Source organism: Lelliottia sp. GFLA7 (assembly GCF_056490165.1).
The window spans coordinates 79,302-100,637 of record NZ_JBWLAQ010000003.1; the positions used below are offsets into that span (position 1 = coordinate 79,302).

General features: G+C 57.8%; 25 protein-coding genes. 2 read left to right on the forward strand and 23 right to left on the reverse strand.

Translation table 11 applies throughout. The annotated features are described in order from the left end of the window. Position 1: 1 nt before the first annotated feature. The 4 genes from AC07RN_RS10650 to AC07RN_RS10665 all read right to left on the reverse strand — a co-directional run bounded on the left by AC07RN_RS10650 (position 2) and on the right by AC07RN_RS10665 (position 4,647). On the reverse strand, positions 2 to 688 hold the full coding sequence (locus AC07RN_RS10650) for a D-lyxose/D-mannose isomerase (protein ID WP_449554892.1): 687 nt from the start codon (positions 686 to 688) through the stop codon (positions 2 to 4). Positions 689 to 1,163: 475 nt separating this feature from the next. Next, complete coding sequence (locus AC07RN_RS10655) at positions 1,164 to 2,105, reverse strand: ABC transporter substrate-binding protein (protein ID WP_011915549.1); 942 nt, start codon at positions 2,103 to 2,105, stop codon at positions 1,164 to 1,166. A 29-nt stretch (positions 2,106 to 2,134) separates the two neighbouring features. After that, positions 2,135 to 3,130: an ABC transporter permease subunit gene (locus AC07RN_RS10660; RefSeq protein WP_478336325.1), complete on the reverse strand. Its 996-nt coding sequence runs from the start codon at positions 3,128 to 3,130 to the stop codon at positions 2,135 to 2,137. After that, complete coding sequence (locus tag AC07RN_RS10665) at positions 3,127 to 4,647, reverse strand: sugar ABC transporter ATP-binding protein (protein ID WP_011915551.1); 1,521 nt, start codon at positions 4,645 to 4,647, stop codon at positions 3,127 to 3,129. The genes AC07RN_RS10660 and AC07RN_RS10665 overlap by 4 nt, the downstream gene beginning before the upstream one ends. A gap of 463 nt (positions 4,648 to 5,110) precedes the next feature. On the opposite strand from AC07RN_RS10665, the gene AC07RN_RS10670 reads away from it, so the two are divergent. Then, on the forward strand, positions 5,111 to 7,393 hold the full coding sequence (locus AC07RN_RS10670) for an ATP-binding protein (protein ID WP_478336326.1): 2,283 nt from the start codon (positions 5,111 to 5,113) through the stop codon (positions 7,391 to 7,393). Positions 7,394 to 7,462: 69 nt separating this feature from the next. Next, entirely contained in the window at positions 7,463 to 7,786 is a 324-nt protein-coding gene (yjdP, locus tag AC07RN_RS10675; protein ID WP_407438290.1) for a DDRRRQL repeat protein YjdP, read from the forward strand. A gap of 57 nt (positions 7,787 to 7,843) precedes the next feature. On the opposite strand, the gene cbrB is transcribed toward yjdP, so the two are convergent. The 19 genes from cbrB to AC07RN_RS10770 all read right to left on the reverse strand — a co-directional run bounded on the left by cbrB (position 7,844) and on the right by AC07RN_RS10770 (position 21,328). Further along, positions 7,844 to 8,329 (reverse strand): inner membrane protein CbrB, encoded by a 486-nt coding sequence (cbrB, locus tag AC07RN_RS10680; RefSeq protein ID WP_478336327.1) that lies wholly within the window; start codon positions 8,327 to 8,329, stop codon positions 7,844 to 7,846. Positions 8,330 to 8,452: 123 nt separating this feature from the next. Beyond that, entirely contained in the window at positions 8,453 to 8,872 is a 420-nt protein-coding gene (locus AC07RN_RS10685; RefSeq protein WP_011915556.1) for a helix-turn-helix domain-containing protein, read from the reverse strand. Beyond that, complete coding sequence (locus tag AC07RN_RS10690) at positions 8,869 to 9,180, reverse strand: type II toxin-antitoxin system HigB family toxin (protein ID WP_478336545.1); 312 nt, start codon at positions 9,178 to 9,180, stop codon at positions 8,869 to 8,871. Before AC07RN_RS10690 ends, AC07RN_RS10685 begins: the two co-directional genes overlap by 4 nt. 156 nt (positions 9,181 to 9,336) lie before the next feature. Beyond that, entirely contained in the window at positions 9,337 to 10,095 is a 759-nt protein-coding gene (phnP, locus tag AC07RN_RS10695; RefSeq protein ID WP_478336328.1) for a phosphonate metabolism protein PhnP, read from the reverse strand. Between the two features lie 9 nt (positions 10,096 to 10,104). After that, positions 10,105 to 10,539, reverse strand: a complete 435-nt coding sequence (phnO, locus tag AC07RN_RS10700) for an aminoalkylphosphonate N-acetyltransferase (protein ID WP_011915559.1) — start codon at positions 10,537 to 10,539, stop codon at positions 10,105 to 10,107. After that, a complete protein-coding gene (phnN, locus tag AC07RN_RS10705; RefSeq protein WP_478336546.1) occupies positions 10,526 to 11,083 on the reverse strand; it encodes a ribose 1,5-bisphosphokinase in 558 nt (185 codons plus the stop codon). Before phnN ends, phnO begins: the two co-directional genes overlap by 14 nt. Next, the gene (phnM, locus tag AC07RN_RS10710) at positions 11,080 to 12,216 is read right to left on the reverse strand and encodes an alpha-D-ribose 1-methylphosphonate 5-triphosphate diphosphatase (RefSeq protein WP_478336329.1); all 1,137 of its coding nucleotides are present in this window, start codon (positions 12,214 to 12,216) and stop codon (positions 11,080 to 11,082) included. Before phnM ends, phnN begins: the two co-directional genes overlap by 4 nt. Then, entirely contained in the window at positions 12,213 to 12,893 is a 681-nt protein-coding gene (gene phnL / locus AC07RN_RS10715) for a phosphonate C-P lyase system protein PhnL (protein WP_478336330.1), read from the reverse strand. The genes phnM and phnL overlap by 4 nt, the downstream gene beginning before the upstream one ends. Before the next feature lie 9 nt (positions 12,894 to 12,902). Continuing rightward, entirely contained in the window at positions 12,903 to 13,658 is a 756-nt protein-coding gene (phnK, locus tag AC07RN_RS10720) for a phosphonate C-P lyase system protein PhnK (RefSeq protein WP_011915563.1), read from the reverse strand. Further along, positions 13,655 to 14,500 (reverse strand): alpha-D-ribose 1-methylphosphonate 5-phosphate C-P-lyase PhnJ, encoded by an 846-nt coding sequence (phnJ, locus tag AC07RN_RS10725; RefSeq protein ID WP_235134556.1) that lies wholly within the window; start codon positions 14,498 to 14,500, stop codon positions 13,655 to 13,657. The genes phnK and phnJ overlap by 4 nt, the downstream gene beginning before the upstream one ends. Next, a complete protein-coding gene (locus AC07RN_RS10730) occupies positions 14,493 to 15,557 on the reverse strand; it encodes a carbon-phosphorus lyase complex subunit (protein ID WP_011915565.1) in 1,065 nt (354 codons plus the stop codon). Before AC07RN_RS10730 ends, phnJ begins: the two co-directional genes overlap by 8 nt. Beyond that, positions 15,557 to 16,141, reverse strand: a complete 585-nt coding sequence (gene phnH, locus AC07RN_RS10735) for a phosphonate C-P lyase system protein PhnH (protein ID WP_478336331.1) — start codon at positions 16,139 to 16,141, stop codon at positions 15,557 to 15,559. The genes AC07RN_RS10730 and phnH overlap by 1 nt, the downstream gene beginning before the upstream one ends. After that, positions 16,138 to 16,590 (reverse strand): phosphonate C-P lyase system protein PhnG, encoded by a 453-nt coding sequence (gene phnG, locus AC07RN_RS10740; protein ID WP_478336332.1) that lies wholly within the window; start codon positions 16,588 to 16,590, stop codon positions 16,138 to 16,140. The genes phnH and phnG overlap by 4 nt, the downstream gene beginning before the upstream one ends. Then, the gene (gene phnF / locus AC07RN_RS10745; protein ID WP_478336333.1) at positions 16,591 to 17,316 is read right to left on the reverse strand and encodes a phosphonate metabolism transcriptional regulator PhnF; all 726 of its coding nucleotides are present in this window, start codon (positions 17,314 to 17,316) and stop codon (positions 16,591 to 16,593) included. Positions 17,317 to 17,336: 20 nt separating this feature from the next. Beyond that, on the reverse strand, positions 17,337 to 18,116 hold the full coding sequence (gene phnE / locus AC07RN_RS10750; RefSeq protein WP_478336334.1) for a phosphonate ABC transporter, permease protein PhnE: 780 nt from the start codon (positions 18,114 to 18,116) through the stop codon (positions 17,337 to 17,339). Between the two features lie 265 nt (positions 18,117 to 18,381). Further along, positions 18,382 to 19,398 (reverse strand): phosphonate ABC transporter substrate-binding protein, encoded by a 1,017-nt coding sequence (phnD, locus tag AC07RN_RS10755; RefSeq protein ID WP_478336335.1) that lies wholly within the window; start codon positions 19,396 to 19,398, stop codon positions 18,382 to 18,384. 158 nt (positions 19,399 to 19,556) lie between these two features. Beyond that, positions 19,557 to 20,345, reverse strand: a complete 789-nt coding sequence (gene phnC, locus AC07RN_RS10760) for a phosphonate ABC transporter ATP-binding protein (RefSeq protein ID WP_478336336.1) — start codon at positions 20,343 to 20,345, stop codon at positions 19,557 to 19,559. A gap of 135 nt (positions 20,346 to 20,480) precedes the next feature. Next, positions 20,481 to 20,912, reverse strand: a complete 432-nt coding sequence (gene yjdN, locus AC07RN_RS10765) for a VOC family metalloprotein YjdN (protein ID WP_478336337.1) — start codon at positions 20,910 to 20,912, stop codon at positions 20,481 to 20,483. An 80-nt stretch (positions 20,913 to 20,992) separates the two neighbouring features. Beyond that, the gene (locus tag AC07RN_RS10770) at positions 20,993 to 21,328 is read right to left on the reverse strand and encodes a zinc ribbon domain-containing protein YjdM (protein ID WP_011915573.1); all 336 of its coding nucleotides are present in this window, start codon (positions 21,326 to 21,328) and stop codon (positions 20,993 to 20,995) included. Positions 21,329 to 21,336: the final 8 nt, after the last annotated feature.

Sequence of the window (21,336 nt, forward strand, 5' to 3'; positions counted from 1 at the left end):
CTTATAGACGAAACAGGCTGTACTCGTTGCACAGCACCAGCACGGCCGGTTCGTCTTCTTCGATATTGTTGTAACGCGAGACAGGCTGCAAAAAGTGGTTGTCGTGATCATCGTCATTGACCGATGAGACTTCGCCAACCAGCACATCGCCAAACCCCCGCTCCCCCCAAAAACTGTGATAAAGCCCCGGTGTCAGACAGATGCTTTCCCCGGGTCGAAGGCGCAACTGACTGCCCGCTGCATGCGTCTGAAAGCAACCGTCAACGCTGACCGTGACGTCGGTTTCTTCCGTTTCTTCATGCGTGCCAGCATTCCAAAGTTCGATAATCAGGTTCCCGCCACCGCGATTAATGATGTCCTCGCGCTTGCGCCAGTGAAAATGCATGGGAGTCACCTGGCCGTCGCGCACATGCATGATTTTTTCGGCGTAGCATTTTTCATAGGGCGTGCCGTTGGGCGACCCATTACGCAGCGCAAAAAGCGTGAGCCCGCGCTCTGCGAAGTGGTTCCCGCCGAACGCCGTCACGTCCCAGCCGAGTTTGAGGTCAAACACTTCGCGCCAGGCGTGATGGTCAAGCTGCTGCCACTGCGTTGGCGGGAAGCTGGCAAACGGCGGCAAATGCACATCATGCTTCGAGAAAAACTGCCGCGTATGGCCGAGGATTTCATTGATTTCGGAGCGTTTCATGGGAACTCCTTGAATGAATGTGCGCGCTGTGCCCCTCACCCCGGCCCTCTCCCCAAGGGAGAGGGGGAAAGAAAAGACCGCACCCACCAGTTCCCTCGCCTTGTGGGAAAGGCCAAGGTGAGGGCATCAGACCGCACCCACCAAGTTCCCTCTCCTTGTGGGAGAGGGCCAGGGTGAGGCTATCAGACCGCACCCACCGGTTCCCTCTCCCCGTGGGAGAGGGCCAGGGTGAGGGCATCAGGCCGCACCCACCAAGTTCCCTCTCCTTGTGGGAGAGGGCCAGGGTGAGACCATCACACCGCACCCACCAAGTTCCCTCTCCCCGTGGGAGAGGGTTAGGGTGAGGGCATCAGACCGCACCAGGCAGTTCCCTCTCCCCGTGGGAGAGGGTTAGGGTGAGGCTATCAGACCGCACCTACCGGTTCCCTCTCCTTGTGGGAGAGGGTTAGGGTGAGGGCATCAGACCGCACTCATCTTATTTAACCGTCCAGCCTTTATAGTTCGCGACGCTCTTCTTATCGATCATCGTCACTGGGATCAGCACCGGCTCTTTCGGCGCGGCTTTGCCCTGCAAAATGTCGTAGCCAATCTCAACCGCTTTGGCCGCCATCACCTGCGGATCCTGCGCTGGCGTCGCGACAAACAGCGAATTCTCACGCTTCAGCGCCTCTTCACCATCCGGTGAACCATCCACGCCGACGATAAAGAATTCGTTACGTTGTGCCTGTTTTGCGGCCAGATCAGCACCGATCGCCGTAGGATCGTTAATCGCGAACACGCCGTCGATCTTCGGATTGGCGGCCAGCAGCGCGGTCATCACTTCCAGGCCGCCTTCACGACTGCCTTTGGCGTTCTGGTTATACGACAGCACTTTGATTCCCGGATGGCGCTTAAACTCGGTCTGGCACCCTTCGACACGGTTTTGCACCGCAGACACCGGCGGTCCGTTGATGATCACCACATCGCCTTTGCCTTTCAGGCGATCGGTAATGTATTTACAGGCCATCTCACCCGCCTGGGTGTTATCGGACGTGATCGTCGCATCGGCCCCTTCGGCCGCCACGTCAACCGCCACCACCACGATCCCGGCTTCTTTCGCGCGTTTCACCGCCGGGCCGATCCCTTTGGAATCCGCGGCGTTTAGGATGATCATGTCCACTTTTGCGGCGATAAAGTTGTCAATCTGCGCCACCTGCTGGCCCAGATCGTAACCGCTGGACACCAGCGTCACTTTGACGTTATCACCCGCCAGTTTGCGCGCTTCCAGCTCCGCACCTTTGGTTATCTGCACAAAGAACGGGTTGGCCAAATCGCCCACCGTCACGCCGATGGATTTCAGATCTTTTGCCTGCGCAAACGGCGCGGAGGCAAGCAGTGCGCCTGCACAAAGCGCGGTAACTAATGGCTTCAAACGCATAGGGTAGTCCTCAAGGTAAGATGTTGTTGTTATGCACTTTGATGATGTCGGGTACGGTATTTGTCGATCAGAACCGCAATGATGATCACCGCCCCTTTGATCACCAGTTGCCAGAAGTACGAAACGCCCATCAGCGTCATGCCGTTATTCAGCGTGGCGATAATCAGCGCGCCCACCAGCGTGCCGGTGATCGTGCCGATCCCGCCGACAAAACTGGTGCCGCCGAGGATCACCGCCGCGATGGCGTCCAGCTCGTATCCCATGCCTAAATTGCCGTTCGCGCTGTAGAGCCGCGAGGCGCTCATCACGCCGCCCAGGCCAGACAGCAGGCCGCTCATGCCGTAGACAAACAGCAGCACCAGCCACACTTTGATGCCGGTCAGACGCGCCGCCTGCATGTTGCCGCCAACCGCATAGATATGAACGCCAAGGGTGGTGCGGCGCAAAATGAACCAGCAAATTGCGATCACTGCCAGGGCGATCACCACGAGCCACGGAACCGGGCCCAGATAGTTGTTGCCGATCCATTCAAAACTGATATTGGAGTTAATCACCGTGGTGCCGTCGGCCAGCAGATAAGCCGCGCCGCGCAGCGCCGTATAGGTGCCGAGCGTGACGATAAACGGCGGCAACCCGGCAAACGCCACCAGCGCGCCGTTGAACAGCCCTAACACCATGCCGAGCATTAACGCGGCCGGAATCGAGAGCATCGCGAATTCGGGGATCAGCGACACCACCATCGCTGCTACCGCCGTGGTGCCCAGAATCGACCCCACCGACAGGTCGATCCCGCCGGTCAAAATGATGAAGGTCATGCCCGCCGCCAGCACGATGTTAATCGACGCCTGACGGGTGATATTCAGCAGGTTACTTTCGGTGAAGAAGTTAGGGGCGATAAAGCCAAATACCGCCACGATCAGAATCAAAATCGGCAAAATCCCGACCGTTTGCATCAGATCGCTCATCAGAATTTTTTTGGCGGAGGCCGATTTCGCCACCTGTTGCGGAGTAGGAGTTTGTGTCATGGTTGCACCGCCTGATGATGAGAGTCGTTCACGCCGGTTGCCAGCGTCATGATATTTTCCTGAGTAATGCTTTCGCCGTGCAGTTCGCCAGCGATGCTGCCTTCGCGCATCACGTAGACCCGGTCGCTCATGCCGACCACTTCCGGCAGCTCGCTGGAGATCATCAAAATCGCCACCCCTTTGCGCGCCATCTGGTTCATGATGCGGTAAATCTCACTTTTTGCGCCGACGTCCACGCCGCGCGTTGGCTCATCCAGAATCAAAATGCGCGGGCCAATCGCCACCCAGCGGGAGATCAGCAGTTTTTGCTGATTGCCGCCCGATAACCCGCCCGCGCGCACCTGCGAATGCGGCACGCGGATGTTGAGCAGGGCGATGGCGTCATCGGAAATGGACTGCGCTTTTTTGCGGTTCAGCATGCCGAAGGAGGCGTCGCGCTCAAGCGTCGCCATGGTGATGTTTTCCTGCGCCGCCAGTTCCAGGAACAGCCCCTGCTCTTTGCGGTTCTCGGTCAAATAACCAATACCCTGATCGATGGCGGCGCGCGGGGAGTGAATCACCACCGGTTCACCGTCGACCTCAATCATGCCGCCCGTGGCTTTACGTACGCCAAAAATCAGATGCGCCAGCTCGGAACGCCCGGCACCGACCAGCCCGGCCAACCCGACGATTTCGCCGGAACGTACCTGCAGGCTGCATGGCTGGACTTTTTTGCCATCCGTCAGGTGGTGCACATTAAGACGCGGGCCGCCGAGCGGGATATCGCGCTCTTTGTTGAACAGATCGCTCAGCGGACGCCCCACCATCATGCGCACCAGCTCGGAGGCATTCAGTTTGTCGCGCGTCAGGCTGCCAACGTACTGCCCGTCGCGCAGGACGCTCACGCGGTCAGACAGCTCATACACCTCCGCCATGCGGTGGCTGATGTAGATAATCGCCATCCCTTCATCGCGCAGTCGCAAAATAAGTTCAAACAGGCGATGGGTTTCACGTGAGGAGAGGGCGGCGGTGGGTTCATCCATCACCAGCACGCGGCTTTTGCGATGCAGCGCGCGGGCGATTTCCACCTGCTGCTGCTCCGCGATGGTGAGCTTCATGACTAAATCGGTGGATTTAAAATGCGCACCCAGCCGGTCGATGACCGTCTGCGCCTGCGCGGCCATCTCTTTACGCTGCACCAGCCCGCCGCGTGACAGCTCGCTGCCGAGGAAAATATTTTCCGCCACGGTGAGATTGGGCGCGAGCTGCATCTCCTGATAAATCAGCGTAATGCCCGCCGCCAGCGCGTCTTTTGGGCCTTTGATGGTGTAGGGCTGGCCGTCGATCAGAATTTCGCCGCTGGTGGCGGTATACGCTCCCGCGAGGATCTTCATCAGCGTGCTTTTGCCCGCACCGTTTTCGCCCATTAACGCGTGGATCTCGCCGGGCCAGACCGTCAGATCCACACCCTTGAGCGCATGGAAGTTGCCAAAGGTTTTGGCAATATTGCGCATCTCTAATACCGGGGTCCTGCTCATGGCGGATCTCCTGTGAAGGTCGATATCAGCAGTCCATCACATCCCGGTAAATGCAAAATGTCAGAAGCCGTTCATATTTGTCATAGTTATGAATAGTTAATGTGGATCACAGTTTAGGGCGGTGATGACCTTTTACCCTCACCCCAGCCCTCTCCCTAAGGGAGAGGGAGAAAACCACGCCCTTGTTCCTTTGGAGGAGTGTTCTGGGAAAAAGAAGCACATTACACCCCGCCTCATGGTGCGAGGCTCTCCCTAAGGGAGAGGGAGAAAATCGCGCCCTCGGTCCTTTGGGGGAGCGTTACAGGGAAAAGAATGACATTACGCCTCGCCTTATCGGGAGGCTTTGCTCTTCCCCTCTCCCCAATGGAGTGGAAAAATCATGTCCTCAGCCCTCTGTTCTTCCCCCTCTCCCTGTGGGAGAGGGTCGGGGTGAGGGCATCAAACCACACTGGAGCCAACAAACATGCCATCTCGCCGCCCGCCCTTTTTTGCCAGCGCCCGTGGCCGCCTGCTGATTTTTAATCTGCTGGTGGTAGCCGTGACGTTGATGGTCAGCGGCGTGGCGGTGCTCGGTTTTCGGCATGCCAGCCAGATACAGGAGCAGGTCCAGCAGCAAACGCTGAACGACATGACCGGCAGCATGAATCTGGCGCGCGACACCGCAAATGTGGCGACCGCGGCGGTGCGCTTGTCGCAGGTGGTGGGGGCGCTAGAGTACAAAAGCGAGGCGGATCGGCTCAAGCAAACGCAGATGGCGCTGCGCCACTCGCTGGAACAACTCGCCGATGCGCCGCTGGCGCAGCAGGAACCGGCTTTGGTGGCGCGAATTATTCGCCGCAGCAATGAATTACAGCAAAGCGTGACCGGGATGCTCGAGCGCGGACAGCGCCGCCATCTGGAACGCAACGAGCTGTTGAGCTCGCTCTATCAAAGCCAAAGCTTTTTGCGCCATTTGCAGGACATCAACCGTCGCGTTGGCGGCGATGTGCCGGATGCACAACTGCTTGGCGAGATGGACCGGCTGCTGATGGCCGCCATTGAAACCCCGTCACCGCGCGCCACTATCCAGCAACTGAATGCAGTGATGGCCTCTCTGCCGCAGTCGGCCACGCTGCCGGTGATTGATTTTGTGCTGCCAGATTTCAACGCCGAGCTGCGCAAGCTCGCGCCGCTGTCAAAGCAGCTTGAAGAGAGCGATCTGGCGATCAGCTGGTACATGTTTCACATCAAAGCGCTGGTGGCGATTTTAAACAGCGATATCAATCAGTACGTGGCGCAGGTGGCGCAGGCGTCGGAATTACGCACCGCGCAGAGCCATAAAGAGCTGCGCTCGATCAGCGTGTTCATCAGCGTTTTTGCGCTGCTGGCGCTGATTATCACTGGCTGCGCATGCTGGTATATCTACCGCAATTTAGGCTCCAACCTCACGGCCATTTCCCGCGCCATGTCGCGGCTGGCGCACGGCGAGCCGGATGTGTCGGTGCCTGCGCTACAGCGGCGCGATGAGCTGGGCGAACTGGCGCGCGCGTTCAACGTGTTTGCCCGTAACACCGCCTCGCTTGAGCACACCACCCGGCTGCTGAAACAAAAAACCACGCAGATGGAAATCGACAGACTGGAGCGTCAGGGGCTGGAAGAAGCCCTGCTGCACAGCCAAAAAATGAAAGCCGTGGGCCAGCTTACGGGCGGGCTAGCGCACGATTTTAACAATCTGCTGGCGGTGATTATCGGCAGCCTTGAGCTGGCGAATCCCGACTCGCCGGACGCGCCGCGCATCACCCGTGCGCTCAAAGCCGCCGAGCGTGGGGCGTTGCTCACGCAGCGCCTGCTGGCCTTTTCGCGCAAACAATCTCTGCATCCACACGCGGTCGAGATGAAGCCGCTGCTGGAAAATCTCGGCGAATTGATGTGCCACTCTTTGCCTGCCACCATCACGCTGGACATTGAGGCGCAGCACCCCGCATGGCCCGCGTGGATTGACGTCAGCCAGTTGGAAAACGCCATTATCAATCTGGTGATGAACGCCCGCGATGCGATGGAAGGCGAGGGCGGCATTATCAGAATCCGCACATGGAATCAGCGTGTTACTCGCAGCGATGGCCGTCGTCAGGATATGGTGGCGCTGGAGGTCATCGACCATGGCAGCGGCATGTCCCAGGAGGTGAAATCGCGGGTGTTTGAGCCGTTCTTCACCACCAAGCAGACCGGCAGCGGCAGCGGACTGGGCCTGTCGATGGTCTACGGATTCGTGCGCCAGTCAGGCGGGCGCGTGGAAATCGAAAGCGCGCCGGGGCAAGGCACGACCGTGCGGCTCCAGCTCCCGCGCTCATTGCAGCAGGTGATGATTGAGGATGAAACGCAGGCGGCAAGTGCGTTACCGCAAAGCGATCGGCTGGTGCTGGTGCTGGAGGATGAAGCCGATGTACGCCAGACGCTGTGCGAGCAGTTGCATCAGCTTGGCTATTTAACCCTGGAAGCTGAAAACGGCGAACAGGCGCTGAAAATGCTGGGATCCTCACCTGATATCGAGATGTTTATCAGCGACTTAATGCTGCCAGGCGGCATGAGCGGGGCGGAGGTGATTCACCACGTTCGCACGCATTTCCCGCTTCTTCCGGTGCTTCTGGTGAGCGGCCAGGATTTGCGTCCAACGCACAATCCACAGCTGCCGGACGTTGAACTATTGCGCAAGCCCTTCACGCGCGCGCAGCTGGCGCAGGCGCTGCGCAAAGCGATGAAAATTTGAGATTCCTCCGCTACTCCCGGTTTACGCCGTTGATTAACGTACAGCCAGCCCAACTGCGAGACTGGCATTATGAAAAAATACGCTTCTGCCCTGTTATTTGGTCTGCTGTCTTTAACCAGCCAGCTGGCACATGCCGACATTGTTGACGATGCTATCGGCAACATTCAGCAGGCGATTAACGACGCCTACACTCCCAGCAGCAATAGCCGCCGGGATGACGATGATGATCGCTATGAAGACCGCCGTCGCAACGACAGCCGTCAGTATGACGACCGACGCCGCCAGCTTGAGGATCGCCGCCGTCAGTTAGACGACAGACAGCGCCAGCTCGATCAGGACAGACGTCAGCTTGAAGACGATGAACAGCGGCTGGAAGACAATTACGATCGGTAGTCGTCGATGAGAGTGAGTGCGCAGGACGTACCGCACTCACTCGCAGACCACTAACGCTTACTCTTTCAGTTCGGGTTGCGCACTCCCTGTTGGGATTTTCACGAGGGCTGGACGCACATATTTTTTATCCCCGCGGCCAGGAAGATACGGCACAAACCTGCCCATGATCAGTCCGGCCAACAGCCCGGGACCCGTTGCCATCCAGAAGATAACTGAATCGATGGAGCCTGAATAAATCAGCCCGTACAGTGTTGCAATCACTGAACCCATGGCCCCGCAGGCGAGTGTTCTATGCCAGGCGTGCTGATAAATTTGTGGCGGAAGACAGGCTGCGGCGATCCCGGTCAGCAGGGCAGAAACCCCTCCCAGAAACCACGTCACGGCCATAAAAAACGGAAAATTCAGGACGATTTGTAGCAAGAGGTTTTCCGCCGTGCGGTGATTGGTGAGCAGTTCGCCAGCGAAGGTAACAGGGACGCCAAGATGCGGTCCCAGTAACGCAAACCAGCAGGCGTGATGGAAAATACGGCGTGTTTTAGTCATGAAAGTCCCCTTCATATAGTCATTTGAAGGGGAGCATAAATGGCGAAAGTGAAGTGACAGTGAAGTGGTGTTAATCCAGCGCCAAAACCATCCCGTCGTACCCCGCTTCAAACCAAAAACGAGTTACAGGAACCATTCCGGTCTCACACCGAAGCGTGCAGAAAGGGCCTTAATGTGGGTGATGGTCAGAGAGCGTTGTCCGGATAAGATCTGGCTGACCAGTGATTTCGAACCAATCTCTTCTTTCAGATCAGCGTAAGAAAGCTTGTACTGATCGATCAGCGTGCGCAGCAGAGCAACGCCGACAGGCATTTCAGCGACAGATTTATTAAACTCAGCGAAGCGGTCGCTATTATTTTCATAGTCGGCAATTTTGCTCGCGAGGAAGTCAATCAGGGGATTTTCATCGTCTTTCTCGATCAGATAATCCACCAGCGCCAGGGCTTCGCGATAATCACTCTCTGAAGAACTGCCACCCAGGAAAGGAACAGCGTCGACGAGTTGTTTAGTGGCCTCAATGGCTCTTGCGGTATCAGTGATCATTCTTTGTTCTCCCTGTAGTAGCGGTTCAACTTATCGTATTCAGAGTGGGTGACGATATGCTTCACGTAAAAGCGTTTATTCACAAAATTGATATAAGCGACAATCCTCAAGTTGTTGCCCCCCACATCTAATACCCACCATTTATTCCGATACTTAAAATTATCCAGACTCGGTATTAACGTTCTCAGTTCTGTCGGTGAAACAAAATCTGTCTCACGAAGTAAGCGGTACAACGCCAGAAGAGCTAACGAATCGTTTGGGTAGTGCTTTGCCGCTTCCTCAAAAGGCTCTTTCGAAATGACGTGCATCATGCATGACTTCCATCCGTTTACATTATGTGAACACTGTAGCACCACACCTGGTCGTTCACAATATGTAAACTATGTATTATTTTTAACTCTCATAAATCACCTTCTGCTGGGGAAAGTGAGCTATCCCATAGCGCTCAGGTAGAGACTTAAAACTCAATCCAGCACCAAAACCATCCCGTCGTACCCCGCTTCAAACCCGTCTGGCAACGGGTTATCCATCAGCCACACGTCAAACTGGTGGCTGATGTGGGTCAAAATTACCTGCGGGCAGCCAATCACCTCATTGAGTGCGATAATCGTGTTCAGATCGCCATGATTGCGCGGCGTTTCCTCGCACGGCGCGTGGCTGCAATCGATAACGATGCACTGCGGTTGGTTGTTGAGCAGAAATTTTACCGTTTTTTCCGGCAGCCCGGCGGTGTCAGACAGCCACGCCACGCGGCTGTGCGCGCTTTCCAGCAGATAGCCAAACGTCAGCTTAGAGTGGTTCAGCGGCAGCGGCGTCACCCGTAAACCCTGGAGTTCGAACATCACAAAGGATTCTACTGTGTGGCTGAAATCCAGAATACCGGGATGTTTGAACAGATCGTCGCAGCCCGCATCGTCCGGCGGGCCGTACACGGGAATGGTTGCGCCCATGCCCCAGCGCAGCGGGAACAACCCCTGGACGTGATCCATATGATAATGCGTCAGCAAAAACTGCTGAAAACTGCCCGCCGGCCAGTCATCCATCAGATGCGGAATGCCTGCGTCCAGCAGCGTCACCGCGTCGTTGAATTTGACCGCCGCGCTGCACGGGCGACGGCGATGAGCCTCCTGTAATCGCGCCCGACGACACGCCGCGCAGTCGCAGCCAAAGACCGGCACCAGCTGCGCGCCGCCCGTTCCCGTCAGCGTAATCGTCAAACTCATAGCGCCTCCTTACAGAGGTTTGGTGAATCTATAGTGGCTCTGGGCATACCCTTCGCGAAGATAAAAACGGTGGGCATCGACGCGCTTCACGCTGGTCGACAGCTCCGTCATCTCCGCACCCACTTTGCGCGCTTCGTCTTCGGCCCAGGCCAGCAGCTGGCTACCGACTTTCAGACCGCGCGCCTGCGGCAGTACCACCAGCTCCTGAATTTCGCCGATCCAGTTAACGTGATGGAGGTGAAATTGCAGATGCAGGCCAATCATGCCGACGGTCTGTCCGTCCAGATCCGCCAGCTGATAATGCATGTTGCGATCCTGAAGATTGGCGAGAAAGCCCGCCAGAAACGCGTCACGATCGAATTCCGCCTGTTTGAGTTCGCAGATCAGACCGTAAACGGCCTGAGCATCTTCAGGGGTGGCGGGGCGGAGTTCACAGGCAGGCATGGCGTTTTTCCTTCTGGCGAATAAGCGCGATCAAATTATCGACTGACTGTAGCAAACTTCCGTCGTTATTGAGGAGATGACAGTCGGATGGCGTATAGCGCGCGGCGCGCTCCAGCCGTTCGTCAATCTCACGCGCGGTTTCCCGCCCTCGGTTTTGCAGGCGATGACGCAGCACGTCAGGCGAGACCTGCAAACAGACGGGCAGCAGCGCCTGTCCGTACCGGGCTCGTGCCTGTTGCAAATGGGCGCGCGAACCGTTCACCAGCACGTCAAATCCGGCATGCAGCCACAGGTCGATCTCCACGCCGACGCCGTAATAAAAGCCGTTCGCGTGCCAGCTCAGTGCCAGTAAATTTTGCCCGGCGCGGGTAAAAAATTCCTGCTCGCTCAGGGCGATATGGTTTTCGCTGCCCGCATTCGCCGCACGCGTAATGTAACGATGCGCCACTAACAGCCGTGTATGTTCCTGCTGGCGCAGCGCCGTCAGCAGGCTGTCTTTTCCGGAGCCAGACGGCCCCATTAGCCAGATCAGTTTTCCCATCAGAACACCCGTTTTCCCTGACGCCAGACGTGGTCAATATGAACGTGCTCGCCTTTGCGGTGCGCCAGCACCAGGTCGGCTCGTTTGCCTTCGCCGATGACGCCGCGATCCTGTAGGTTCAGCGCATCCGCCGGGTTTTTGGTCACCAGACGAATCGCCTGCGGCAGGGTAAAGCGGTTGCCTGCATCGTCGGCAACGCGGAAAGCCGCATCCAGCAGGCTGGCGGGATAATAGTCGGACGAGAGAATATCCAGCAGCCCCAGCGAGGCGAGCTGACTGGCGGCAACGTTGCCGGAATGCGATCCGCCGCGCACGATATTGGGCGCGCCCATCAGGACGTTCATCCCGTGCTTGCGGGAGGCTTCTGCCGCTTCGAACGTGGTGGGAAATTCGGCGATCACGCTGCCAAGTTGATGGGATTCGAGCACATGCTCGTGCGTGGCGTCGTCATGGCTCGCGAGGGCAATATTCCGCTCGCGGCACATCGCGGCAATCGACAGCCGGTTCGGCTGCGACCATTGCGCGGCCAGCGCCAACTGTTCCTCTTCGTAGCGCGCCATTTCATCATCGCTGAGCGAATATTTGCCCTGATAATATTCACGATACTTTTCAATGTTGGCGAACTGGCGCTGACCCGGCGAGTGATCCATTAACGACACCAGCGACACCGGCTCGCGCCCAACCAGCTTTTCAAACAGCGGCAGGGTGGTGTGATGCGGCAGTTCGCAGCGCAGATGCAGGCGGTGTTCGGCGCGATTCAGGCCGCGCTTCTGTGTATCTTCCACCGCGTTAATCATCTTTTCGAGGTTTTCCAGGCGATCACCGCCGTCACGCACATCGCCAATCGCCACCGCGTCCAGCACGGTGGTGATCCCGCAGGCGACCATCAGCGCGTCGTGGCTGCTCATCGCCGAATGGGCGGGCCAGTCCACCTTCGGGCGCGGCGTGAAGAATTTGTCGAGGTTATCGGTGTGCAGTTCGATAAGCCCCGGCAACAGCCAGCCGCCTTCGCCGTCCATCGCCGAAGGCGTTCGGCTTTGCGTTTCGGCAAAGGCGCGGATTTCGCCGTCCTGGACTTCAATCGATCCTTCGACGACCTCGTTTTCCAGCACCAGTTTGACGTTATTGATAATCATGGTGCGACTCCCATGGCGTGCAAACGATCCGCTACGCGATCGCGCACCGTAGCGTCGTGAAAGATCCCGACGATCGCTGCGCCCCGCGTTTTGGCGTGTTCAATCAGTTCGACGACGGCGGCGCTGTTTTTGGCGTCCAGCGAGGCGGTCGGTTCATCGAGCAGTAAAATGGGGTAATCGACGATAAACCCGCGTGCGATATTCACGCGCTGCTGCTCCCCGCCAGAAAATGTCGATGGCGCGAGATGCCACAGGCGTTGCGGTACGTTCAGGCGTGTCAGCAAATTCGCGGCCTTCGCGGCGCACGCTTCGCGCGGCACGCCCAGATCCAGCAGCGGCTGCATCACCACGTCGAGGGCGGAGATCCGCGGGATCACCCGCAGGAACTGGCTCACCCAGCCGATCGTCGCCCGACGCACTTCCAGCACTTTGCGCACCGGGGCCTGCACCAGATCCACCCATTCATCACCGTGGCGAATATGAATATGCCCTTCGTCGGGCAAATAGTTGGCGTACAGCGAGCGCAAAAGCGTCGATTTTCCACTGCCGGAATGACCGTGTAGCACCACGCATTCGCCGCCGTTTACCTCGAGCGAGGCGTTTTGCAGGACTGGCAGGCGCACGCCGTTTTGCTGATGGAGCACAAACGTTTTACTGACATTTTCTACGCGGATCATGTTGACCTCTTAGTTCTGCAAAACGGATGACACCAGCAGCTGCGTGTAGGGGTGATGCGGATCGTCGAGCACTCGGTCGGTTAAACCACTTTCCACCACCTGGCCCTGCTTCATGACCAGCAAACGATCCGCCAGCAGACGTGCTACGCCTAAATCGTGGGTGACAATCACCACCGCGAGATCCAGTTCCACCACCAGCCCGCGCAGCAAATCCAGCAGCCGCGCCTGGACCGACACGTCCAGTCCACCGGTTGGCTCATCCATAAACACCAGTTTTGGATGGGTCACCAGATTGCGGGCGATTTGCAGGCGCTGCTGCATCCCGCCGGAAAACGTGGTCGGCAGGTCGTCAATGCGCGACGCGGGGATTTCCACCTCCTCCAGCCACTGCTGGGCGGTGGCGCGGATATTGCCGTAATGGCGTGCGCCGGTGGCCATCAGCCGTTCACCGATGTTCCCGCCCGCCGACACCTGGCGGCGCAGTCCGTCCATCGGGTGCTGATGCACCACGCCCCATTCGGTGCGCAGCAGACGGCGGCGCTCGGCTTCACTCATGCCGTACAGCGACTCATCCTGATAGCGAATTTCGCCATTTTGCGGCGTTAAGCGCGCGGAAATAGATTTCAGCAGCGTGGTTTTGCCTGAGCCGGATTCACCGACAATGCCCAGCACTTCGCCCGGCCACAGCTCAAACGACACGTCGCTAAAGCCTTTTCCTGGCGCGTATAAATGGGTCAGATTATTCACCGAAAGCAGCGGTTTCATTGGCCGTTCGCCTCGCTCTGTTGGCGACAGAAATCGGTGTCGGAGCAGACAAACATCCGTTTGCCCGTATCGTCCAGCACCACTTCGTCGAGATAGCTGTGTTTGGAGCCGCAGATAGCGCACGGCTCGTCCCACTCCTGCACCGTGAACGGGTGATCGTCGAAATCCAGGCTTTCGACACGCGTATACGGCGGCACGGCGTAGATGCGCTTTTCGCGTCCCGCACCAAACAGCTGCAGCGCGGGCATCATGTCCATTTTCGGGTTATCGAATTTCGGGATGGGCGACGGGTCCATCACGTAGCGCCCGTTCACTTTCACCGGATAGGCGTAGGTGGTGGCGATATGGCCGAAGCGGGCGATGTCTTCGTACAGTTTCACCTGCATCACGCCGTACTCTTCCAGGGCGTGCATGGTGCGGGTTTCGGTTTCGCGCGGCTCAATAAAGCGCAACGGTTCCGGGATCGGCACCTGGAAAATCAAAATTTGATCTTCGCTGAGCGGCGTTTCGGGGATGCGGTGGCGGGTTTGAATGAGCGTGGCGTCTTCGGTTTTTTCGGTGGTGTTCACGCCCGTGACGCGCTTGAAGAAGTTGCGGATCGACACGGCATTGGTGGTGTCGTCTGCGCCCTGGTCGATGACCTTCAGCACGTCCGTCTCGCCAATTACGCTGGCGGTCAGCTGAATTCCGCCAGTTCCCCAGCCGTACGGCATCGGCATTTCACGGCCACCAAACGGCACCTGATAGCCGGGAATGGCTACCGCTTTTAAGATGGCGCGGCGGATCATGCGCTTGGTTTGCTCGTCCAGATAAGCAAAGTTATACCCGCTGAGGTTAGCCATTTTTGCGCTCCCGTTGCAGACGTTTCAGCAGTTCCAGCTCGGCCTGGAAATCGACGTAGTGAGGCAGTTTGAGGTGTGAGACAAAGCCCGCCGCCTCGACGTTATCCGCGTGCGCCAGCACAAACTCTTCGTCCTGCGCCGGGCCCGCAATATTCTCGTCGTAATCGGGGGCCTGTAGCGCGCGGTCAACCAGCGCCATCGCCATCGCTTTACGCTCGCCCATGCCAAACACCAGCCCGTAGCCCCGTGTAAAATGGGGATCTTCCTGCGCTGGCGCGACAAATCCGTTGACCATTTCGCACTCGGTGAGCAGCAGTTCGCCAACGTTCACCGCAAAACCCAGCTCTTCCGGAACGATCTCAATATCCACCTGGCCGCTGCGAATTTCCGCCGCAAACGGGTGATTGCGCCCGTAGCCACGCTGTGTGGAATAGGCCATCGCCAGCAGATAACCTTCGTCGCCGCGCATCAGCTGTTGCAGGCGCGACGAACGTGAGCAGGGATAAACCGGCGGCGTGCGAGTCACGTCATCGGGCGTGGCGCCCGAATCTTCTTCCGCTTTCGCCAGCCCCTGATTCGCCAGCAGGCTAAACACGTGCGGGGACGACGCGTGCTCGGCGTCTCGGGTTTGCAGCGCCGGGATTTCACCGTTTGCCAGCAGGGTGAAATCCAGCAGGCGATGGGTGTAATCGTAGGTCGGGCCCAGCAGTTGGCCGCCAGGGATATCTTTGTAGACCGCTGAGATTCGGCGCTCAAGGCGCATCTCGGCGGTGTTAATCGGCTCGCTCACCGCCAGTTTTGCCAGCGTCGTGCGGTAGGCGCGCAGCAGGAAAATGGCTTCGACGTTATCGCCGCTGGCCTGTTTCAGCGCCAGTGCTGCCAGCTCGCGGTCGGCAATGCCGCCTTCGGTCATCACGCGATCGACGGCGAGATTGAGCTGCTGTTCTATTTGGGCGACGCCCAGCTCGGGCAGCGCTTCATCGCCGCGTCGTCTGGATTCCTGCAACGCATGGGCGGCGGCTATCGCCTTCTCGCCCCCTTTGACGGCGACGTACATCAGCACACCTCGACATGCGTGGTCCGCGGAATCGCCAGCAGGCGCTCGCCGCAGGTGAGGATCAAATCGATACCCAGCGGGAACGGATGCGGTCGCTCGGTGAGTTCATGAATGATGCATTCCGGTAACTGCGGGGCGACCATACGTTCATCGGCAATCCCGGCGCCCGTCAGGCGCAGCATGCGACCGCCGCTCAGGCTTGAGACCTGCAAAATCAGCGTGGCGCTGGTTTCCGGCGCGACGGCCGAGCCTTCGGAAAGTGCGTTCAACTGCTCGTGGCTGATTTTTTCATCCGCCACGGCGAACAACGCCTGCTGCGGCTGGTCGATCAGCGGTGCGCTGGTGTGAAAACGCAGGTTCTGGCTGGCGATATCATTTTGCAGGCTGGTGGAAAGCCATACGGGCGTGTCGCTGTCAGCGAGCGTCAGCAGCACGCTGGTGGTCGCGAGATTAAGCGGCTGCCAGCCGTGGGTGAGCTGATGCAGCGAGACAATCACGCCCGGCTCGCTCATGGCTTTGAGCAGACGACGGAAACTGTGTTGGGCATCCTGCACGGGCAGCGTAAAAGCGGGTTTGAGAGTCATGCGTTATCTCCGCGAACGAGCGTAAAGAAGTCGACCCGGCTGGTGTTCACTTCGGCCTGGCGCGCGGCGATACGTGCGGCGCGATCGGCTTCCAGCGGGGCAATTAAGGTTTCCATTAGGGTCTGGAAATGGGGTTGTTCTTGCAGCAACGCGTCGATAACGGCGCATCGCTCGGCGTGGTCTTTGTTGCGTCCAAGCAGATAGCTGTAGCCGAGCGTCCCGCTGGTGAGGCGAATCACCGCACGCGTGAGCGTGGCGTCACCGGCAAAAAAACGTGCGCCGGTGCCGCCCATCCGCGCCTGAATCTGTACCAGACCAATTTCGGGCGCGCGGATTGACTCATAGTCCGCAGTGATATTCAGCCGATGCATGTGTGCCTGCAGCGCGGCGGGCTGGCTGTGCGCGAGCACGCTCATCCAGCGCTGGCGAGTGGAGAGGGTGAAAGGCATTCAGTGCTCCATGGTGAATTCGATCATGTCGGCGCGGGTCAGGCTGACGGAGTATTCCGTCGCATTGATCTTACCGTCACGATGGTTAAGGGTGCGCACGCAGAGCAGCGGTGCCATGTTGGGGATCTCCAGCACTTTGCTCTCTTTGGCTTGTGCGCGACGGGCGCTGATCCGCGTCTGGGTGCGCTTGAGCGCGATCCCGGTCGACTCAAACAGAAAATCATGCAGCGAGCCGCTGGAGAAATTTTGCAGAATCGGCCACAGGGCGAGGTCAGCGAAGTAGTGGTCGATCTGACAGACAGCCACGCCGTTAACGCGACGCAGCGTGCGCAGATGCACTACGTTATCTCCCTCCTGAATCCCCAGCGCATCGGCGATATGGCTGGAGGCCGGGCGCAGCACCGAGAGCAGTTTTTCGCTGGTCGGGTGGCTGCCCTGATCGAGTAAATTCTGGCTAAAGCGCGCCTGGGAATTGAGCGGGTAGTCGAACGGACGCATCAGGACCAGCACGCCCACGCCCTGACGGCGCTGTACCCAGCCGCGCTCAACTAGCTGGTCAATGGCGCGGCGCAGGGTATGGCGATTCACTTCATAGCGGTCGGCGAGCTGTTGCTCGGCGGGCAAAAAATCCCCGCAGCGGTAGTGGGTGCGCAGCTCCACTTCGAGCTTCGCGGCAATCTCTTGCCAGCGGGTTGGGTAACTGGTCGGATGTCTGGATAAGTGCATAACAATCAATGCCTCGCAACTTAGATGAAGTGCTTACGCAAACGTTGAGACAGGAAATCCAGCAGGCTGACGGTCATGATGATTAACACCATCAACGCGCAAGTTTGCTGGAACTGGAAGCCGCGGATCGCTTCCCAGAGCGTGACGCCGATTCCGCCTGCGCCAACCATGCCGACCACCGTGGCGGAGCGCACGTTGGATTCAAAACGGTAGAGTGAGTAGGAGATCAGTAGCGGCATTACCTGGGGCAGCACGCCGTAGAGAATTTCTTCGATTTTATTGGCACCCGTTGCGCGGATGCCTTCGACGGGACCGGGTTCAATGGCTTCGACCGCTTCGGAAAGCAGCTTGGAGAGCACGCCGGTGGTGTGGATAAACAGCGCCATGACGCCCGCGAAAGGGCCCAAACCGACGGCGACCACGAACAGCATCGCGAACACCATTTCGTTGATGGCGCGGCAAGCGTCCATCAGGCGGCGCATCGGCTGGTAAATCCACCACGGCACGATGTTTTCGGCGCTCATCAGGCCAAATGGAATCGAGAGAACCACCGCGAGCGCGGTGCCCCAGACGGCGATTTGCATGGTGACCGCCATTTCGCTGAGGTAATCCTGCCACTGGCTAAAGTCTGGCGGGAAGAAGTCGGCGGCGAAGGTCGCCATGTTGCCGGAGTCCTGAATGAGCATCAGCGGGTTCATTTCCGCGCCCTTCCAGGAGACGACCAGGACCGCCAGCAAAATGGCCCAACTGATCAGCGAAAACCAGCTGCGCTTTGGCGGTGGAACGGTGATGGTTTGCATGTTGGCTCCTTAATCTGTTCTCCCTCTCCCTGTGGGAGAGGGCCGGGATGAGGGCATCAGCGTGTGCCTTCCCCCTCACCCTAACCCTCTCCCTCAAGGGAGAGGGAACTGTCTGGTGCAACTTTTCTCCCTCTCCTTGTGGGAGAGGGAAGTGCTCGGCGCGGTTTTTCTCCCTCTCCCTGTGGGAGAGGGCCGGGGTGAGGGCATCAGCGTGTGCCTTTCCCCCTCACCCTAACCCTCTCCCTCAAGGGAGAGGGGACTTGAGTTACTGCACCACTTTGTTCACGCTGGTCATCGCGCTCAGGGCGGCGGTCAGACGGTCGAGATCTTCCAGCTGCGCCTGCAGGCCGGACACTTTGCTGGTCTTCTCTTCCGTGCTCAGGCCTTTGTTATCCTTCACACTTTGCATCTGCTTAAACAGCGCGAGCTGGCGAATCGGCACCAGCTGCAGGTCGCTGGAGGCGCGGAACGGTGCCCAGCCCAGGCGTTCCAGCACGGTTTTCTCTTCTGGCGTTTTCCCGTAATTCATAAAGAAGTCGTACACCTTGTCCTTGGTGCCTTCGGAGAGGTTTTTACGCCACACGATCGGGTCGCCAGGGATCAGCGGTGATTTCCAGATAACCTTCAGCTGTTTCAGTTTTTCGGGCGCGGAGGTTTTCAGCTTGTCGAGGTTTTCGGTGTTGTTGGTGGCAACATCGACCTGTTTATTGGCGACAGCCAGCGCGTTGGTTTCATGTCCCGCGTTGACGGTGCGTTTGAATTCACTGGTGGAGATATTGTGTTTGGCGAAGACGTAATAGCCAGGGACGAGGAAACCGGACGTTGAGTTTGGATCGCCGTTCCCAAACGTCAGATCTTTGCGCCTGGCGAGCATGTCATTGAGGTTATTGATTGGGCTGTCTTTGTTAACGATCAGTACGCTCCAGTAACCCGGAGAACCGTCAGCGGCGACGGTCTGCGCAAAGACTTGGCCGTTAGCACGATCCACCGCTTCCATGGCGGAGAGGTTGCCGTACCAGGCGATATCCACTTTGTTAAAGCGCATGCCCTGGATAATGCCCGCGTAATCCGGCGCGAAGAAGGCGTTCACTTTGATCCCCAGTTTGGTTTCCATATCTTTCAGGAACGGTTCCCACTGGGGCTTCAGGTTTTGCTGTGATTCGGTCGAAATAATGCCAAAGTTCAGCACTTTTTCCTGTTCTTCGGCGTACGCCGGGCTTAACAGGGCGCTGATACTGAACATGCTGGTAAAGGCCAGCGCGGCAACGGCTTTGTAGCTCATCGATCATCCTCATTTGGCATTGTTCCAGGCTATTTCACTTGCCAGCTTGAACCCGGACAGTGCTCAAAATCCTCACGTACTACGTGTACGCTCCGGTTTTTCCGCGCTGTACGTGTCCAATCTGGCTGCGCCAATTACGCCTGGTCTTTTCAGTTAAATTAAGCAGCCTGCGCGTTCTCTTCGACGCGATTAATGCCGCGGTAGAGATGGTCAAAACGGTCGTTATCAAAGGCCTGTCTTGAGCCGTCGTAAAACACGTGTCCCTGACGCAGGGCGACGATGCGCTCGCAGTAGCGCAGGGCGTAATCCACCTGATGCAGCGTCACGACCACGGTGATGCCGTCGTTCTGGTTAATGTCGCGCAGGGTTTCCATCACGATGCGGGCAGATTCCGGATCGAGAGAGGCAATGGGTTCATCGGCCAGAATCACTTTGGCTTTTTGCATCAGCGCCCGGGCAATCGCCACGCGCTGCTGTTGTCCACCGGATAGCGTGGAGACGCGCTGGTGGGCGAAATGCGCCATGCCAACGCGGGTCAGCGCCTGAAGAGCGTGCTGTTTTTGAACGGGTGAAAACCAGCGCAGACAGGTGCGCCAGAAAGGGGTACTGCCGAGCGCGCCAATCAGTACGTTTTCCATCACCGTCAGGCGGTTTACCAGGTTGAACTGTTGGAAGATGTAGCCGGTTTGCGCGCGGCTTTTACGGATGTCGCCTGCCAGACGCCCCGCGCGCTGCACGGTATTTCCCAGCAGTTCGACGTGGCTTTCAGGCGTTTTATCCCCGGTAATTAAGCCGCTCAGATGGCGCAGAAGCGTGGATTTGCCTGAACCGGAAGGCCCCAACAGCGCCACCATTTCGCCTTTCTCGACGGTCAGATCAACGGCATGCAGGGCCTTATTGTGATGAAAGGTCTTGCTCAGTTTCTCGACGCGGATGACAGTTTGCATGTGCTGGGCCTCACGATAAATGTGGCCTCATGCTGGCGGATTAATGTGACATTTGGGTTAAGTATTGGTTGCGGGAGTTTGAAGAGTTGAGGTGAAAGGGATGACAGGCGGAAGCACGCGGCCTCCGCCAGCCTGTTACTGCTGTTTAACGACGTTAATCATCCACGGAACGCCATATTTGTCGATGACTTTACCGAATCCGTGCGCCCAGAAGGTTTCCTGCCACGCCATATCAATGTTGCCGCCCTCGGCGAGATTATCGAACCAGCGTTTGCCTTCTGATACATCCTGCGTGTCGAGCACCAGCGTAAAGCCTGCGTACTGGGCTTTGTCACCGGGCAGGCCGTCGCTCATCATAATATCGTTCCCGGCGATGCGGACGTTGGAATGGGCAATGGCGGAATCAGGGAATGACATGCCCGAAGGGCAGCCGTCTTCGCTGTGCTCGTCTTTGGGCATTTCGCCGAAGGTGATTTTGTAGAGGAGTTCTGCGCCGAGCGTTTGCTGATAAAAGGCGGTGGCCTCTGCACAGTTTCCGGCGAAAGAGATGTAGGGACTTAACGGCATAATCATTACCTCAGGTAAGAGAAGCTCGATAAGTGTAGTTCCAGTCTGCCCGGTAAGCTAAGCGCTACCGGGCAGGCAAATCAGTTCTTTTTAACGAATTCTGATTTGAGCTTCATTGGGCCGAAGCCGTCAATTTTGCAGTCAATATTATGGTCGCCTTCAACCAGACGAATATTCTTCACCTTCGTGCCGATTTTCAGCATGGAAGAACTGCCTTTTACTTTCAGGTCTTTTACGACGGTGACGTTATCGCCATCGACCAACAGATTACCGTTGGCGTCTTTTACGATCAGCGCATCGCTATCTTGCGATGTTTCTGCGTCATTCCATTCATGGGCGCATTCAGGGCAAATGAACATGCCATTATCTTCATAGGTGTATTCGGAATTACATTTTGGACAGTGTGGAAGAGACATATCGGTAT